Annotated in this window: 12 protein-coding genes; 4 read left to right on the top strand and 8 right to left on the bottom strand. The window is 70.6% G+C overall.

Features of this window, described 5'->3' with window-relative positions:
• Window positions 1-190: 190 nt before the first annotated feature.
• Window positions 191-313 (bottom strand): hypothetical protein, encoded by a 123-nt coding sequence (locus ADL01_RS47225; RefSeq protein ID WP_267889915.1) that lies wholly within the window; start codon window positions 311-313, stop codon window positions 191-193.
• Window positions 314-485: 172 nt separating this feature from the next.
• Window positions 486-1,076 carry an ISAs1 family transposase gene (locus ADL01_RS41770; RefSeq protein WP_053741926.1) on the bottom strand — a complete coding sequence of 197 codons (591 nt, stop codon included), beginning with the start codon at window positions 1,074-1,076 and terminating at the stop codon, window positions 486-488.
• 413 nt (window positions 1,077-1,489) lie between these two features.
• On the opposite strand from ADL01_RS41770, the gene ADL01_RS11945 reads away from it, so the two are divergent.
• Window positions 1,490-2,152: a response regulator transcription factor gene (locus ADL01_RS11945; RefSeq protein ID WP_053741925.1), complete on the top strand. Its 663-nt coding sequence runs from the start codon at window positions 1,490-1,492 to the stop codon at window positions 2,150-2,152.
• Window positions 2,153-2,256: 104 nt separating this feature from the next.
• Here ADL01_RS11945 and ADL01_RS11940 read toward each other — a convergent pair whose 3' ends face one another.
• A complete protein-coding gene (locus tag ADL01_RS11940) occupies window positions 2,257-3,795 on the bottom strand; it encodes a sensor histidine kinase (protein WP_159049507.1) in 1,539 nt (512 codons plus the stop codon).
• 348 nt (window positions 3,796-4,143) lie between these two features.
• On the opposite strand from ADL01_RS11940, the gene ADL01_RS41765 reads away from it, so the two are divergent.
• Both ADL01_RS41765 and ADL01_RS47740 read left to right on the top strand, forming a co-directional pair.
• The gene (locus ADL01_RS41765) at window positions 4,144-4,344 is read left to right on the top strand and encodes a hypothetical protein (protein WP_078960468.1); all 201 of its coding nucleotides are present in this window, start codon (window positions 4,144-4,146) and stop codon (window positions 4,342-4,344) included.
• Between the two features lie 64 nt (window positions 4,345-4,408).
• Window positions 4,409-5,465 (top strand): IS630 family transposase gene (locus ADL01_RS47740; RefSeq protein ID WP_420719709.1). Its coding sequence is split into 2 segments (ribosomal slippage): window positions 4,409-4,887 and window positions 4,886-5,465, totalling 1,059 coding nucleotides; the frame shifts between segments, so codons are not numbered across the junction.
• 163 nt (window positions 5,466-5,628) lie between these two features.
• Here the strand turns inward: ADL01_RS47740 and ADL01_RS11930 are convergent.
• From ADL01_RS11930 to ADL01_RS11915, 4 genes are all read right to left on the bottom strand, one after another.
• Window positions 5,629-6,366, bottom strand: coding sequence for a thioesterase II family protein (locus tag ADL01_RS11930; protein WP_053741923.1), 738 nt, complete (start codon window positions 6,364-6,366; stop codon window positions 5,629-5,631).
• Between the two features lie 171 nt (window positions 6,367-6,537).
• Window positions 6,538-7,809: a cytochrome P450 gene (locus ADL01_RS11925; protein ID WP_063783505.1), complete on the bottom strand. Its 1,272-nt coding sequence runs from the start codon at window positions 7,807-7,809 to the stop codon at window positions 6,538-6,540.
• Window positions 7,809-8,762, bottom strand: a complete 954-nt coding sequence (locus ADL01_RS11920; RefSeq protein WP_053741922.1) for an ACP S-malonyltransferase — start codon at window positions 8,760-8,762, stop codon at window positions 7,809-7,811. The genes ADL01_RS11925 and ADL01_RS11920 overlap by 1 nt, the downstream gene beginning before the upstream one ends.
• Before the next feature lie 131 nt (window positions 8,763-8,893).
• Window positions 8,894-10,330: a class I adenylate-forming enzyme family protein gene (locus tag ADL01_RS11915; protein ID WP_053741921.1), complete on the bottom strand. Its 1,437-nt coding sequence runs from the start codon at window positions 10,328-10,330 to the stop codon at window positions 8,894-8,896.
• Between the two features lie 485 nt (window positions 10,331-10,815).
• Between ADL01_RS11915 and ADL01_RS11910 the strand changes: the two genes are divergently transcribed.
• Window positions 10,816-12,216: an ArnT family glycosyltransferase gene (locus ADL01_RS11910; protein WP_199834806.1), complete on the top strand. Its 1,401-nt coding sequence runs from the start codon at window positions 10,816-10,818 to the stop codon at window positions 12,214-12,216.
• 110 nt (window positions 12,217-12,326) lie between these two features.
• On the opposite strand, the gene ADL01_RS11905 is transcribed toward ADL01_RS11910, so the two are convergent.
• Complete coding sequence (locus ADL01_RS11905; protein WP_053741920.1) at window positions 12,327-16,397, bottom strand: type I polyketide synthase; 4,071 nt, start codon at window positions 16,395-16,397, stop codon at window positions 12,327-12,329.
• Between the last annotated feature and the right edge of the window lie 16 nt (window positions 16,398-16,413).

Here is a 16,413-nt window from a genome sequence, read left to right as displayed (position 1 = left end):
GCGTCGTCTGGTTCGGGGAGTGGGTTGAAGGGGTTGCGGCAGCGGGTCGAGCTGGTCGGGGGGACCTTCGAGTCCGGACCACGCCCCGACGGCGGATTCCGCGTCGAATCCGTACTGCCGATGAAAGCGCCTCAGGGATAGACTCAGGGCTGTTGCAAAGTCTGACGATCTCGGATCGTTGCTGGTCAGGTCAGGCCGAGTAGGTCCCGCGGGCGGTGGAGGGCTGGTAGGACATCTCTCGGATGGCGGCGGCGATGTTGGTGTGGCCCGCTGTTCGTAGCTGGTTGATCGCGAAGCTGCGGAGGGTGGCCATGTTGTCGGGACCGTGGCCGGTGCGGATCTTGGAGGCGTCTTCGCTGAAAGTGGCGTCGCGGACGAAATGCAGCCGGTTCTCGATCGTCCATTGTGGGCGGGCCAGTTGACCGAGCCGCTGGGGGATGCCTGGCGGGTGGTGAGATCGGTGAGCGCGTAGACGGTCTGGCGTGTCATCTTCCCGAGTGCAGGTCGGTGCGGTGGCGCAGGATCCTCGAGGCCTGCACCGCGTGAGGGAAGTCCAGGCCGAGATCGGTAATGGTTGGTGCCCTGGTCGCCCGAGTCTCTTTGCGGCCGTGCCCAACCTCGCGGTCGTAGCGCCGGGCGGTCGCCTGTTTCCAGGGCAGCGACCGCAACTGCCGGAACAGTCCGGGGTGGTTGGCCTTGATCAACAGCAGGTAGTGGGCTTTCTTGTGCTCGACCAGGAACCGGGCGTGATCGCTCTGGGTGTGCAGGGCGTCGGCGGTCACTGTCACTCCGGTCAGGTCGAACGGCTCCAGCCGGGCGGCGAAGTAGGTGATCTCGTTGGTCTTGTCCGGCACTCTCAGGTGCGTGACTGTCTGACCCGTACCGGTCATCGCGGCCAGCAGATGGGCGGCCGGCACGTCGGCGGTGTGTGAGCCGCGGGCGCTCTTGCCGTCCACTGCAAGGGTGTCGGCTCCGGCCGGGTCGGCGCCGAGCAGATCGGCGAGCCCGCCGGAACAGACGGCGTTCAGGACCCGGCGGATGGTCTCCGCGCTCGGCGCGACACGAACGTTGAACACGCTCGTGATGCGGGTGCCGAGCCGGGCGAGGGTGCCCTGCGGGGCGCTGGCCCTACTGGCCGATCGCGGCGAATGAACGGGCCCCGGTGGGCACGGACGAGCAAGCGACCAGCAGCACACTCACGAACGGGTGACGCTTCCCCCGTCGGCGGCGGGGGCAGCCGGCGTGGCCAGCCGCTGCGGCCATCCTGCAAGGGCACGGTACTGCCGCGAGGGAGACTTGATCAGACAGACACTGGCAGGCTGACGGCACATCGAAGCTCAGGTTCGGCAGGGCGACTTGAGAGGTCACCCGCTCCAGCTGGAGCTTCGTTGCGTGCGAGAACGGCACACTCAGTAGGCGTCACACCACTGTGACCTGAAACTCCCCTACCGCCGGGACTATGCAACACCCCTGTGGATAAGCTGTCGACATGGGTAATGAAGTCGTAAAGGTGCTGGTTGTTGATGACGAACCCATGGTCTGCGCGCATTTGAGAACGATTCTCGGTTCGGCCGACGATATCGAAGTCGTCGACGCGGCCCACGACGGTGCCGCCGCGGTCGAGGCCGTGATACGGCACCGCCCCGATCTCGTCCTCATGGATTTGCGGATGCCAGGCGTGGACGGCCTCACGGCGATCGAATGCATCATGAAACTCGACCAGCCGCCAAAGGTGGTGGCGCTCACCACATTTGACGCCGATCAGTATGTGATGCGGGCGCTGCGCAGTGGGGCCAGTGGATTTCTTGTGAAGTCGACTCCGCCCGAGCACCTGATCGGGCTCGTCCGCGTGGCCGCCGACGGCCACACCGTCCTCTCGCCCGTCGCCATGCGCCGCATCGTCGGCGCCTCGTCCGACGAGAGCGCGGCGCGCGAGCGGGCCAAAGCACTGGTCGGCAAGCTCACCGAACGCGAGACGGACGTCCTCACCTGCCTCGGTGAGGGCCTGTCCAACGCCCAGATCGCCACGAAGCTGTTCCTCAGCGAGGCGACGGTCAAGGGCTATGTGTCGCGCATGCTCGTGAAGCTGGAGTGCACCAACAGAACGCAGGCGGGGCTGCTGGCGTACGACGCGGGGCTCATCACCCGCTGAGGGCCGCGGGCCCCGGTGGCGGGGTACTGCGCACGTGGGCGGACGCGCGGGTGGTGAACAGACAGGTGGGGCCGAAACATATCGTTTCGGCCCCACCTGTCTGTTCACGCTCCACTTGTCTGCCTGCGTACCGCGCTCCGGCCTACTCGTTGAAGGCCCGGGCCGCCGGTGCCGACGCGCCGTCCGCCCGGATCCAGGTCACCGTCGTCGGTACGTACGTGGGCAGTACGGATTCGACGCAGAATCCGCCGTCGGGGCGTGGTCCGGACTCGAAGGTCCCCCCGACCGAATCCGCCGTCGGGGCGTGGTCCGGACTCGAAGGTCCCCCCGACCAGCTCGACCCGCTGCCGCAACCCCTTCAACCCACTCCCCGAACCAGACGACGCCAACTCCCGGTCCACCACCGCCGTCGGCGCCGAATTCCGCACCCTCAACCGCACCCGATCCGCCTCATACCGCACCTCCACCCGCACCCCACTCCCCGGCGCATGCTTCCGCACATTCGTCAACGCCTCCTGCACAATCCGATACGCCGTCCGCGCCACCACCGGAGACGACGCCGAACGATCCCCCGACTCACTCAACTCCACCTCAACCCCCACCGCCCGACACTCCTCCACCAACACCGACAACCCCCAATCACCCACCCCCACACCAGAACCCGAACCACCCACACCCGACCCCATCAACCCCACCGCACTCTCCGGCGACCTGAGCACCCCCACCAAATCCCTGAGCTCCTCCAACGCCTGACACCCCGCAGCCCGCAACCCCTCCGCCTCCGCCCGCACCCGCTCATCCGACGACACCACCCGCAACGCCCCCGCCTGCAACACCATCAAAGACACCCGATGCGTCACCACATCATGCATCTCCCCCGCAAGACGCACCCGCTCCTCCGCCCGCGCCCGCTCCGCCAACAAAAACTGCTCCCGCTCCGCCCGCTCAGCCCGCTCCGTCAACGCCACAATCAACCCCCGCCGCGCCGCCACATACATCCCCAACAACGCCGGCACCGCCGTCAACAACACCCCCGACGCCGCCACCGCGAACGACAACTCCCACAACCGCGTCGCCACCAGCGTCAACACACCCGTCAACACCCACGCACCCCGCGGCCGCGACGAATACACCACCGCCGAATACGCCGCAAAAGGCGCAGCCAACGGCACCCACACCCCCGACCCGTCCACCGGCGTCACCAACAACCCCGGCACCCACCACACCGACAACGACATCAACACCGCCGACGCCGTCGCCGCACCCAACACCACCAACGGCCACACCCGCCGCACCGCCAACACCACCACCACAACCACCTCCGCACCCAACACCACCAACGGCCACACCCGCCGCACCGCCAACACCACCACCACAACCACCTGCAACCCCAACCCCGCCCACGGCCCAAACCGCGGATGGCCCTCGCGGTGGGTCTCGTTCCACACGGTCACGACGACGTTCAGCGTGATCAGGACGGTGAGGAGAACGAGGTCGGAGGAGGTGGGGCGCAGCGAGGGGCACTCGCGGGACCGTTTGGCCGAGCGTGGGGAGGGTTGACCGAAGGCCTGGGCAGAGTGCTGGGCGGGCGTCTCCGGGGACGCCTCGGGCTGCTGTTCTCCGGCCGTCCTGGCTGGCTGCACGACAAGCCCACCCCCGTACATGTCGGCTTCGCGGTCAGCGGGCCGTTTGAGAGCTTAATGCGTTGCGCGGCCAGACCCGGAATCTCGCGTTTGACCTGGGACTTTAACTCCCTCTTAGCGGCTTTCGCGAGGTCCGTGCGGCGTGCGGGCCGCCGGGGCCGTTCACCTGTGCGGCGCGGCGCACCAGGTCCACGAGAGGGGGAACGCCGTACGCGGGCACTACTTTCGTCGGTAGTGGTACCTACGTTTCCCTCTGCCCGGCCTTGGGTCCGCACCGGTTGAATGGTCGTTGTTGGCAGAGCGGGAAGCACAAGACTGCTCACCCGGACAGAAATTTTGAGGAGCGACATGCTGTGGGTCGGCATCGTGCTGGCGGTTCAGGGATTCGGTTCATTCCTGACCGAGCGCATTTGGGACACAAAATTCGGTGTCACGGCATTGCTGGGCGATGACACTCCCTCGTGGGTGAGCCTTGCGATCGGTGCAGTGGGTCTCGTCATCCTCGCGTTCTGTGCGAGTTCACGTTCCCGTAAGGCCGCACACCACTAGAGATCTTCAAGGGTGTGCTACGTGGGGTCGTGACCGCTGTCGCGGGTCGCGCTATGCCGGAGGGATGAGGTATCCCGATGGCGGAGGGCTGACGGCTGAGGAGCGGGTTCGGCGTGAGCGGGTCGGGTCGGCGGCTGCGGATCTGATCGAGGTCGGGGTCAGTGACCGGGAGGTGGCCCGGCGGTTCAGGGTGACTCGGATGTCGGCGAACCGCTGGCGGCGGGCGTTGGCTTCGGGTGGGCGGCAGGCTCTGGTCTCCAAGGGTCCCGGCGGTGCCCGCTGCAAGCTCGATACGGGGCAGTTGCGCGTGCTCGAGGCGGTGTTGGACGCCAGCCCGGCCGCGGCCGGCTGGCCGGACCAGTGCTGGACTCTGGCGAGGATCGCCGAGGTCGTGCGCCGCCGGTTCGGCGTCGAATACACCCTGGCCGGGATGGACCTGCTGCCGCACCGTATCGGCTGGAGCGTGCGGGTCCCCTCCCGCAAGGCCACCGAGGGCGACGAGGCGAAGATCGCCGCCTGGAAGGACGAGCAGTGGCCCGTCACAAAAGACGGCGGTGGACCTGGGCGCCTGGCTCTGCTTCGAGGACGAAGCCGGCCAGGGGCTGAGGCCGCCCAAAGGCCGAACCTGGGGCCGACGAGGCCACACGCCCGTCGTGCGCGTCACCGCCGCGGGTACCAAACGGGTCTCGATGGCGGCCCTGATCTGCACCAAGTCTGGCCACCGGTCGCGGCTGATCTACCGCATCCACCTGGATCGCGGTCCCGCGAAAGGGCGGCGCAAGGGCTTCACCGAGACCTACTACGCCCGCCCGCTCGAGGCGGCACACCAGCAGCTCGGCGGCCCGATCGTGCTGGTCCGGGACAACTTGAACACGCACGTCAGCCGTACCATGCGGCAGCGGGTCGACTCCCGATTATGGCTGACCGTCTACCAACTACCGCCCTACGCACCGGAGTTCAACCCGGTCGAGGGCGTCTGGTCGCACCTGAAACAGTCCCTGGCCAACCTCACCAAACACAGCCTCGACCAGCTCACCGCGCTGGTGAGGACCCGGCTCAAACGGATGCAGTACCGACCCGGCCTCATCGCCAAAACCGGCCTCGACTTTCAACCGCCGTAACCTCAGCCATTGAAGATCTCTAGCACGACAGCCGTACACAACTGCACAACAAAATCCCCCTCCCCCGGGTGCTTTGCCTCCCCTGCTGCCGCAGGGGACACAGATTCCCGGTGGCCGGTTCTCCCCCGGAACCGGCCACCGGGTTTTTTCATGCCCGCGAAAGCTACGAGGTGAAGTGCGCCTTGAGGATCGCGATGACGTCGGGGGCGTGGTCGGTCAGGTAGAAGTGGCCGCCGGAGAAGATCTTCATGTCGAAGGTGCCCAGGGTGTGCGGCTCCCAGGCGCGCGCCTCGTCGAGGGTCGTGCGCGGGTCGTCGTCGCCGACCAGGACGGTGATGGGGCTGCCGATCTGCGCGCCGGGATCGGCCCGGTAGTTCTCGATGGCGGTGTAGTCGCTGCGGATGGCGGGCAGCACCATGCGCAGCACCTCGTCGTCGCCGAGGATCCGCGGGTCGGTGCCGCTGAGCTTGCGCATCTCGGCGATGACGCCGTCGTCGTCACGCTGGTGGACGTTCTCGGGGCGGTGGCTGGAGGGGGCGCGGCGGCCGGAGGCGAAGACGTGCGCCGGGGCCCGGCCGGTCCGCTCCAGGCGGCGGGCCACCTCGAAGGCGAGCACGGCGCCCATGCTGTGCCCGAAGAAGGTCAGCGGCAGCGAGGTGTTCGAGCGCAGTACCTCGGCGATGCGGTCCGCCAGCTCGGCGACGGTCTCGATGCCCTTCTCGGTGTGGCGGTCCTGCCGGCCCGGGTACTGCACGGCGACCACGTCCGCGACCGGGCTGAGGGCGGCCGAGACGGGGAAGTAGAAGCTGGCCGAACCACCCGCGTGCGGGAAGCAGACGAGACGGGCGGCGGCGTCGGGCGTGGGGTGGTAGCTGCGGAGCCACAGGTCGGCTGTCGTCATGACGGGGTTCCATCCATGGTCGTCGGGGAGCCGGTACGTCGGTATGTCGGGGCATCCGGCCGCCGTCGCGGGACGGCGAACGGAACGAAGGCGGGCCGGAGGCCCGCCTTCGTCGTGTGCGCGCGGTGCGCGGGGGTCACTTGAGCGGGAAGCGGACTTCGCCCGCTTCGGTCACGCGGGGGTGCCGGTCACGGGCAGCCGCGTACAGCCGCTGATCACCGGCGAGCTGCGGCGCCGCACCTGCCCGGCGACCCGCAGGTCGGGCAGCCGCTCGGCGAGGACACGCAGCGCGGTCTCGCCCTCCATGCGGGCCAGCGGGGCGCCGATGCAGTAGTGGATGCCGCCGGAGAACGACAGGTGCTCGGCCGGGTTCTCGCGGGTCAGGTCGAAGCGGTCGGGCTCGTCGTACACCTCGGGATCGCGGTTGGCCGCGCCGATCAGGACGACCACGGAGCTGCCGGCGCGGATGTGGTGGCCTTCCAGCGCGATGTCCTGGTGCGGGACGCGCTGGGCCTGCAGGGCGGGCGAGTCGTAGCGCAGGGTCTCCTCGACGGCGCGCGGCGCGAGGTCCGGGTCGTCACGCAGCAGGTCCCACTGGGCGCGGTCGCCGGTCATGGCGAGGACGGCGTTGCCGATGAGGTTGGTGGTGGTCTCGAAACCGGTGACCGCGAGGACCGTACAGAAGGCGAGCAGTTCCTCGGTGCTCAGCTTGCCCTCGCCGTTCGCCACGGTGAGGCGGCTGATGAGGTCGTCGCCGGGCTCGTCGGCGCGCAGCGCGATCAGTTCGGTGAAGACCTGGTCGAGGTCGTCGACGGCGCCGCGGAACTCGCGTGCCATCTTCAGGGACTTGACGCCGTCGATGACGGGCCCGACCTTGCGTCCGGCGTGGATGAACCGGTCGTGATACTCCTCAGGCACGCCGAGGAGTTCGCCGATCACCAACAGGGGCAGCGGCCCGGCGAAGTCCTCGATGAGGTCGAAGCCGTCGCGGGCGGACAGCTGGTCGAGCAGGCCGTGGCACAGCTTCTCCACCTGGACCCGGTACTTACTGATCATGCGGGGGCCGAAGGCGGGCTGTGCGAGGCGGCGCAGGCGGGTGTGATCGGGCGGGTCGAGGCCGAGGATGGAGCTGTTCCAGGGGATCTCGTCCATCATCTCGTGGCCGGGCACGCCGCCCTGCTCACGGTTGAGGAACAGCGAGCGGTCCCGCAGGATCTGGCTGCCGAGCTCGTGGCTGCCGGTGACCCAGGCGCCGAGGTGGCTGCGGTGGATGGGGCCGCGCCGGCGGACCTTCGCGTACAGCGGATACGGGTCCTCCTGCCCCTGGAGCAGGCGGGTGAAGGGGTCGCCGAAAACGCCGAAGGCGCGCAGGATCGCGCGGGTCGCGCCTAGCTTGGCACTGAACGCGAACCCGGCCGACTTGCTGTCCATGAGCGTGGCCATCACTGCTCCTTGCGAGAGGTGGTCCTGGAGGGCCGGAGGGCCTGCTCCGGTCCCAGTGCCACCACGTCGAAGGAGCGGGTGGTGACGTCGAGGCGGTGGATGAGCCGGTCGGGTCCGGTGACGTGGACCGTACGCACGCCCATGTCGCGCAGGGTGTCCACGACCGGGTGCCAGCGGACCGGGTGGTCGAAGGTGTCGAGGAGCAGGGTGCGCAGCTGGTCGGCGCGGGTGATCAGGGACCCGTCGTGGTCGGCGACCACCGGCAGTTCGGGGTCGGCGACATCGAACTTGGCGAGCACCTCCTCCTCGACGCGGGCCCGCAGGCCGGTGAGGACCCGGCAGTGCGCGGGCGGCTTCATCGAGTACAGCGAGTAGCCGCCGACAGCGCTGATGCGGCGCTGGACGGACTCCAGGACCTGCTCGCGCATCGTGATCATGTGCATGCCCTCATCGAGGTGGCCGGATACCTCGTGGAACTCACCGCGCTCGGCCAGCTCGCCGAGGACCTCGTCGAGCGCGGCCCGGGGCACCCGGGTGACGGTGAGCGTCACCAGGTCCTGGTGCTCCTCCTCGAAGAAGCGCTGCTCGCACAGGGCGAGTTCATGGGTTAAGCGGACGGCCTCGGCGAACGGCAGGGCGCCGCTGAACGTGGTCGCGGCCTTCTGGCCGAAGCTGAAGCCGACGCAGACATCAGGGGCGAGGCCCTGGGTCTCGACGGCCCGGTCGGCCAGGGCCACCGAGTTGATGAAGAAGGCGACCTGGGCGAACGCCCCGAAGTCCGTTCCAGCGGTGCGGAATTCGTCCAGGACCGAACGGCCAAGGGCGTCGTCCGCGGCGGCGAGGCGCTTGCGCACGAAGGGGTCGATCATCATGAACTTGCCCACGTCGGTGAAGCGCGAGGGCCCCATGCCCGGAAACACCACGGCGCTGCGTGCCTGGTCGATCGTCATCATGTCCGCTCTGTCTGGTCCGTCGGGTGGCTCTGGTGGTTCTGGGGCACACGGTCGGTGCGCCGGTTTCCCGGGAGCGGCCGACCGTTCGCGCAGCGGGCAGTCGTACGCGAACGGGGCCGCACCCGGGGGTCTCAGGCGGAGGCGGCGAGCTCCGCCGTGGCCCGTTCGGCCGCCCGCTGTTCCAGGGCGCGCCGGTCGGGCTTGCCGTTGCGGTTGAGGGGGAAGCTGTCGATGACGACGACCCGGTTGGGGTGCTCGTACGAGGGCAGGGCGTCCTTGATGCGGGCGCGCCACTCGGCGGCGTCCCGTCCCGAGGGGTCCTCGACGAAGAAGACGAGTTCGCAGCCGCGGGCGTCGTCGGGCAGGGCCACCACCTTGACGGCACAGCCCGCCACGGCGGCCCTCCGCTCGATGATCTCCGGGTAGAGCGTGTATCCCATGCGGTGCACGGCGAGCTTGCGGCCGGCCACGAAGAGGTTGCCGTCCGCGTCGACGTGACCGAGGTCACCGGTGCGGTACCAGCCCTGCTCGACCGGCGCCAGGGTGCCGTCCTCGGCGAGATAGCCGGCCATCATGTCGGGGGTGTCGACGACGAGTTCGCCCATCTCCCCCGCCGCGAGGACGTTGCCGTCGTCGTCCTGGACCGTCAGCTCCAGGCCCTTCATGACCCGGCCGCAGGCGACCGGGTTGTCGATGGTGGCGAAGGCGATGTTGCCCAGTTCGGTGCTGCCGTAGCTGTCGAGCAGCGGCTTACCGAAGGACTCGACGTATTCGTCGGACAGCGCCGGATCAAGCGGCGCGGCGCCGCTGCAGAACATGCGTACGTTGCCCAGGGCGGCGCGCACGTCGGGCTGGCGCCGAGCGAGGTTGAGCATGCTGCGGTAGGTCGCCGGGGTCGCGTCGATGACGGTCACGCCGCACTGGCCGCCCATGAGCAGCGACCGGTCGAGCCGCCGGTGCGGCGCGACGATCAGGGAGCATTCGGCGAGCCAGGCGATCAGGACCATGGACAGGCCGTACTGATGGGCGAAGGGCAGCAGCGGCAGCAGGACGTCGCCGGGGCCGTGGCCCATGTGGTCGGCGTTGCGCCGCAGGTTCTCCAGGAAGCGGCCGCCGTTCTTCACTACGCCCTTGGGGGTGCCGGTGGAGCCGGAGGACCACATGATCAGGCCGTCCGGCAGCGCGCACCACGCGTCGAAGTCGAGGGCCGGCTCGGTGGGAACGAGGCCGGACGCCTCGACGAGCAGCTTGTACAGGTAGACGGCGTCGCGGGTCTCGGTCGGCACGGGGGCGTCGTCGTCGTACAGACAGAGCTTGGCGCGGGTGCGTTCCACGATCCGCGCGGTCTCGCGCGCGTGCTCCTGCTGGTCGACGAGCACGATGGAGGCACCGACGTGCATCAGCGCGAAGAACGCGTTCAGCCAGGCCGCCGAGTTGCCGGCCTTGAGCAGCACCCGGTCACCAGGGCCGATGCCCTCCGCGCGCAGGACCATCGCGACCCGCAAGGTGTCCTGCTCGAATTCAGCGAAGGTACGTGCCGAATCCCCCGTGAATATGTTGGGTGTCATCAAAGCCGCCCCCTTTCCCAGTTCTGAGAATCTTCGGGCACGATAAGGACGTTAAGGTCGAGCATTTCTCCCACCGCCTCAAGTCGCCGAGGACCTACAGTAGAAGCTAGGGAGACCGCCTGAGCAGCAGAACCCCTATCTTCCCCCTAGCAGCCCCTGAGCAGTCAACTTGCCGCTCTCAGGGGCCAGCTGACGGGCTGTGCCTAGCGCTACCTTCGATGGTGTTTACGCCATGTACCGCATAATCCGCGGAGGCCCCGGTGGGAGTTCGGACGGAACCCGGTCAAGTACCGGATCAGGAACAGAATAAGGAAAGCCTGGGAGCGACGGCAGTCCAACAGGAGGAAAACCCTCAATCAACGGAAAGGGCGCGGCCACCGGAAGGCTCCGATACGGCGGGGCCACCGGAAGGCTCCGCGCCACCGCCCTTCGCCGGGCGCTGGGTCGGCGCGGTCGCGGGCACGTCCGGTCTGGCGCTGCTCCTGGTGAGCACGCGGTACGGATTCCAGGGCGACGAGCTCTACTTCCTGGGCGCCGGAAAGCACTTGAGCTGGGGGTACGCCGACCAGCCGGTGCTGCTTCCGCTGCTCGCCCACGGCATCGACGCAGTGACCGGCGGCTCACTGTTCGCGCTGCGGCTGCTTCCCGTGCTGCTCACGGTGGCGGGCGTGCTCGTCGCCGCGCTCATCGCCCGCGAGTTCGGCGGGGAGCGCCGCGCGCAGCTCCTCACGGCCGCCGCCTACGGCTTCGCACCCGCGGTACTGATCAGCGGGCACGCGCTGTCCACGATGGCCGTCGACCTGTTCCTGTGGACGCTGGTGAACTGGCTCCTGGTGCGCTGGGTGCGCACCCGTGAGGACCGGCTGCTGCTGTTCGCCGGGCTTGCCACGGCTCTGGCGCTGCAGGGCAAGTATCTGATCGTCGGCTTCTGGGCCGTGCTCGCCGTCTGCCTGTTCGTCATCGGGCCGCGTGAGCTGCTGCGCCGCAGGGCGCTGTGGATCGGCGCGGCCGTCGCCCTGGTCACCTCGCTGCCCGGCCTCATCTGGCAGGCGCAGTACGACTGGCCGCAGCTGGAGATGTCCTCCGTCCTCGCCGACGAGGGCATCCTCGGCGGCCGGGCGGGCTTCCTGCCGTACCTGATCGTGCTGTCCGGCGGCGTGTTCACCGTCGTCCTGGTCTACGGCCTGGTACGGCTGCTCCGCTCGCCGCAGCTCGCGCCGTACCAGTTCCTGGCCTGGACGTTCCTCGGTCTGACGGCCGTGTTCCTGGTCACCGGCGGCCGGCCCGCGTACGTCGCGGGCGCCTTCGCGCCGCTGTGGGCCGCGGGCGCGGTCGAGCTGGCGCGCGGGGGCGGTGCCCGCTGGTGGCGGTGGCTGGCCGCGTGGCCGGTCGTCGCGCTGACGGCGCTGGTGGCGGTGGCCCTTTCGCTGCCCGTGTATCCGGTGTCGCAGGTCACGAAGACCGAGCAGCCCAAGAACAACCCGATGACCGCCGAGACGCTGCGCTGGCCGAAGCTGATCGACGCGGTCGACAAGGCGAACCGGTCGCTGCCCGCTGCCGAGCGGAAGCGTGCCGTGGTGGTCACGCAGTACTACCAGGAGGCGGGCGCCGTCGACCACTTCGGCCCCGACCGCGACCTGCCGCCCGCCTACAGCGGCCACCGCGGCTACTGGTACTTCGGCGCGCCCTCCGACTCCTCCGGGCCCGTCCTGTACGTGGGCTCGGACGTGGCGAAGCTCAAGCCGTACTTCTCTTCGGTGAAGAAGGCGGCGACGGCCGCGGGCGGCCCCGGCGAGAGCTTCGTCGACGGCGTTCCCGTGTGGATTCTCGACGGCCGGACGAAGCCGTGGTCGGATATCTGGAAGGACTACGGGCACTTGTCCTGACGCTTCGGCGCCTTGCCCTGACGCTTCATCGGCGTCGCACCACGCGGACGGCCCCGCCCCCACACCATGTGGGGACGGGGCCGTCGTGCTGCGTGTGGTCGCGCCGGGTGTCAGAGTTTGTCCAGCCACTCCTCCACGGCGCGGGCCGTGGTGTGCGAGTGCTCCTCCATCACCGTGAAGTGCGTTCCGGGCACGTCCACCGCGGTGTGCTCCAGCTTCCAGGACGGCCGCCAGTCGTACTCCTTGGTCCACTCCACGAGCGGTTCGCCCGCCCGGACGAGGAGGGTCGGCGCCTCGATGGCGTCGGGCAACAGGCCGAGGAACATGTAGCGGGCCATGGCGGTCACCCAGGCGTCGCCCCAGTCGTTGTCGTTGTCGCCGGTCTCAGCCCCGAGCACCGAGTCGTAGCGGTCGCTGAGCTGCTGCCCCATCGCGGCGGCCATGTCGCCGAGCGCCTTCTCCTCGACGTACGTGTCGACGAGCACCACGCCCGCGGGCCCGGCGCCGCGGCGCTCCAACTCCCGTGCCACGGCGTGCGCGACGAGCCCGCCGGAGGAGTGACCGGCGAGCACGAACGGCTTGCCGCCGGCGCTCCGCTGCACGGTGTCCGCGTGCAGCCGCACCAGCGCCTCCTTGTCGGCGGGCAGCAACTCGCCCTCCAAGAAGCCGGGTTGGGTGATGACACTGACATCGCGCCGGCCGCGGAAGTACGCGCCGAAGCGGGCGTAGTCGTACGCGCTGGAGCGGCCGACGAACGACGTGAAGAGCACCACGCCGACCGGGTCGTCGCCCCGGGCCAGCGTGAACGGGGCGCGCGGCGCGCCCAGTTCGTCCTCGCTGAAGGAGGCGCGGAACTGCGCCATGGTCCGCAGGAGCGGGATCAGGTCGTCGGCTCGGCCCTGGCGCGCGGCCTCGTCGTACAGTTCGGCGAGGCCGGTGGCCGGGCGGGGGTCGGGCGCCGGGGGCGTGGCCGTGGTGGCCGCGCCCGGTTCCGGGGAGTGCCGGCGTGCGGCTTCGGACTGCTGCGGGGCCGTGGGCTGCTGGTCCGCCGTCTGCGGCGCCCCGGTCCTCGGGGTGCGCTCCGGCTGTCCGGCCGCCGTCACCCGCTCGCGCGGCGACGCCGCGTCCCGGGCCGCCCCGGGTGCGGCCTGGTCCAGGTCGGCGGCGATCCGTTCGGCGAGCAACCTCGGCGTGGGGTTCTGGAAGACCAGGGTCGCCGGGAGCCGCAGGCCGGTGGCGGCCATGAGGCGGTTGCGCAGTTCGACACCGGTCAGGGAGTCGAAGCCGAGCTCCAGGAAGCCGCGTTCGTCCTCGACCCGGTCTGCGGAGGCGAGGCCGAGTACGGCCGCGGCCTGGTCCCGTACCAGCGCGAGGAGCAGATCCGCGCGCTCGGCGCCGGACGCGGCCGCCAGGCGGCGCGCGAACGCCTCCGCTTCCGAGGCCGCGGCGCCGACGGCGGCCCGCCGGGCGGAGACCCGCACCAGGCGTCGCAGCAGCGGCGGCACGGCCTCTCCCCGCCGTGCGCCCGCGCGCAGGGCCGCCGTGTCCAGCCGTACGGGCAGCAGCAGCGGGGCGCCCGAGGAGCGGGCGGTGTCGAAGAGGGCGATGCCCTCCGCCGAGGACAGCGGCAGGACGCCACCGCGTGAGATCCGGGTGCGGCGGGCCTCGTCGAGGTGGCCGGTCATCTCGCTGCTCTCGGCCCACAGGCCCCAGGCGAGCGCCGTCGCCGGTACGCCCCGTGCGCGCAGGTGGTGCGCGAAGGCGTCGAGGAAGGCGTTGGCCGCCGCGTAGTTGCCCTGTCCGGGGCTGCCGAAGGTGGCGGCGGCCGAGGAGAACAGGACGAACTCCGCCAGGTCGTGCCCGGCCGTCAGCTCGGCGAGGTTGAGGGCCGCGTCCAGCTTCGGCCGCAGCACCGCGTCCACGCGCTCGGGCGTCAGGGAGGCGACCAGGGCGTCGTCCAGGACTCCGGCGGTGTGTACGACGGCGGTCAGCGGGTGCGCCGCCGGGATCGTGGCGAGGGCCGCGGCCAACTCCTCGCGGTCCGCCGCGTCGCAGGCGACGACGCGGGCCTCTGCGCCGAGCGCCGCCAGTTCGGAGACGAGCTCGGCGGCCCCCGGGGCGGCTTGGCCCCGGCGACTGGTCAAGAGCAGGTGCCGGGCGCCGTGCTCGGCCACCAGGTGGCGGGCAACGAGGGCACCCAGGGTGCCGGTCGCGCCGGTGATGAGGGTGGTGCCGTCGGGGTTGGGGGTGGTGGTGTTGCTGTCCTGGTCGGTGGCCGCGGGGGCGGCCGGAACGGTGGCCGGGACCGTGGCGGGCACGAGTCGGGGTACGAGGAGAGCCCCCTCACGTACCGCCAACTGCGGTTCGTCCATGGCCAGTCCGGCGAGGAGCACGTCTGCCGCGAACGGCCCCTCCGCATGGTCCAGGTCGACCAGCACACACCCGGCGCCGTGCGGTCCGCCCGCCTGCTCGGACTGGGCCGAGCGGGCCAGGCCCCAGAGCGGGGCGTGGGCGAGGTCGGGGGCGTCGCCGTCGGTGGCGGCCACCGCACCGCGCGTCAGGAGGACCAGGCGGAGGGCGGCAAGGCGTGCGTCGGACTGCCAGGTCTGGAGCAGGCCGAGGGCCTGGGCCAGGGCGGCGCGGGCCTGCTCGGCGGTGGCCTCGGGCTCCAGCTGGCCCCCGTGGCCCCCGTCCCCTTGCGCGAAGGTCACGAACAGTGTCGTCGGGACGTCGGCCCCGGCGTCGAGCGCCGCGTACAGCGCGTCGGCATCGGCGTACGCAGCCATCTGGGCGCCGGACGCGGCGAGTTCGGCCCCCACGTCCAGGGGGTCGGGCCCGACCGTCGCCCAGGTCGCGCCCGCCACCTCGGCAGCGCCCGCGGGCACCGGCGTCCACTCCACGCGGAACAGCGCGTCCCGGTGGCCACTGTCGGAGGCGGCCCTCAGGTCGTCCGGGGCGACCGGGCGCAGCTCGAGGGAGTCGGCGCGGGCGACCGTCGCGCCGGTGTCGTCGGCGAACAGCAGCTCCACGCCGCCGGTGCCGGCGGGCCGCAAACGGACCCGCAGGACGGTCGCGCCCTGCGCGGTCAGGGTGACCCCACTCCAGGCGAACGGCAGCCGCACCCCGTCGGCCTCCGCGAAGGGCAGGAGGGCCACGGCGTGCAGGGCGGCGTCGAGGAGCGCCGGGTGCACGCCGAACGCGCGGGCGTCCCGGTGTTCACTCTCGGGCAGGTGCACCTCGGCGTAGACGGCGTCGCCCGCAGGGTCCCGCCAGGCGGCGCTCAACCCCTGGAACGCCGGTCCGTAGGCGAGCCCGCCCTCGGCGAGCCGCTCGTAGAGCCCTTCGGTGTCCACGGCTTCGGCGCCCTCGGGCGGCCAGACGGTCAGCGCCCCGTCGTCGTCCGCGGACGCGTGCGCGCCGCCCGTGGCACCGAGGGTGCCGGTGGCGTGCCGCGTCCAGAGAGCGTCGGGGGCGCCCTGCGTCCGCGAGGACACGGTGAGCGGACGCCGTCCGCCCGCGTCGGGGGCGCCGACCCACACCTGGAGGACGACGGTGTCGTCCTCGGCGACGACGAGCGGCGCGTGCAGCGTCAGTTCGTCGACGAGATCGCAGCCGACCTCGTCGCCGGCGCGCAGGGCCATCTCGAGGTACGCGGTGCCGGGCAGCAGCACGGTGTCGCCCACCGCGTGGTCGGCGAGCCAGCCGTGGGTGCGGCGGGTGAGGCGGCCCGTGAGGACGTACTGGTCGGCGTCGGCGAGTTCCACGCTGGCGCCGAGCAGCGGATGTCCTGCGGACTCGATGCCGACGGCCGTGACGTCGCCCGTTCCGGGGGCGGCGGGCGCGGGCCAGTAGCGCTGGCGCTGGAAGGCGTACGTGGGCAGGTCGACGGTGGTGCGGGCGCCGGGGAAGAGGGCCTTCCAGTCGAGTTCGGCGCCGTGCGTGTGGGCCTCGGCGAAGGACGCGGCGAGACGGTCCGGGCCGCCCTCGTCGCGGCGCAGGGAGCCGAGGGCGGCCGCGCTCGCGTGCGGCGTGGCGTCGATGGTCTCCTGCACCGGGACGGTGAGGACCGGATGCGGGCTCATCTCCAGGAACAGCCCATGCCCCTCAGCGAGCAGACCGCGCGTGGCCTGCTCGAACAGGACCGTCTGACGCAGATTGCGATACCAATACCCGCCATCCATCGGAGTGTCGGCATCC

This window comes from Streptomyces sp. NRRL WC-3618 (genome assembly GCF_001280005.1).
Taxonomy (GTDB): domain Bacteria; phylum Actinomycetota; class Actinomycetes; order Streptomycetales; family Streptomycetaceae; genus Streptomyces.
Note: the sequence above shows the minus strand (reverse complement) of the source record. Positions and strands in the feature narration are given on the sequence as shown.

Bases quoted from the DNA above. Each gene is read 5' to 3' on its own strand.
- ADL01_RS47225 (WP_267889915.1), bottom strand. From the start codon at position 313: ATGGCCACCCTCCGCAGCTTCGCGATCAACCAGCTACGAACAGCGGGC.
- ADL01_RS11945 (WP_053741925.1), top strand. From the start codon at position 1,490: ATGGGTAATGAAGTCGTAAAGGTGCTGGTTGTTGATGACGAACCCATG.
- ADL01_RS41765 (WP_078960468.1), top strand. From the start codon at position 4,144: ATGCTGTGGGTCGGCATCGTGCTGGCGGTTCAGGGATTCGGTTCATTC.
- ADL01_RS11930 (WP_053741923.1), bottom strand. From the start codon at position 6,366: ATGACGACAGCCGACCTGTGGCTCCGCAGCTACCACCCCACGCCCGAC.
- ADL01_RS11925 (WP_063783505.1), bottom strand. From the start codon at position 7,809: ATGGCCACGCTCATGGACAGCAAGTCGGCCGGGTTCGCGTTCAGTGCC.
- ADL01_RS11920 (WP_053741922.1), bottom strand. From the start codon at position 8,762: ATGATGACGATCGACCAGGCACGCAGCGCCGTGGTGTTTCCGGGCATG.
- ADL01_RS11915 (WP_053741921.1), bottom strand. From the start codon at position 10,330: ATGACACCCAACATATTCACGGGGGATTCGGCACGTACCTTCGCTGAA.
- ADL01_RS11905 (WP_053741920.1), bottom strand. From the start codon at position 16,397: ATGGATGGCGGGTATTGGTATCGCAATCTGCGTCAGACGGTCCTGTTC.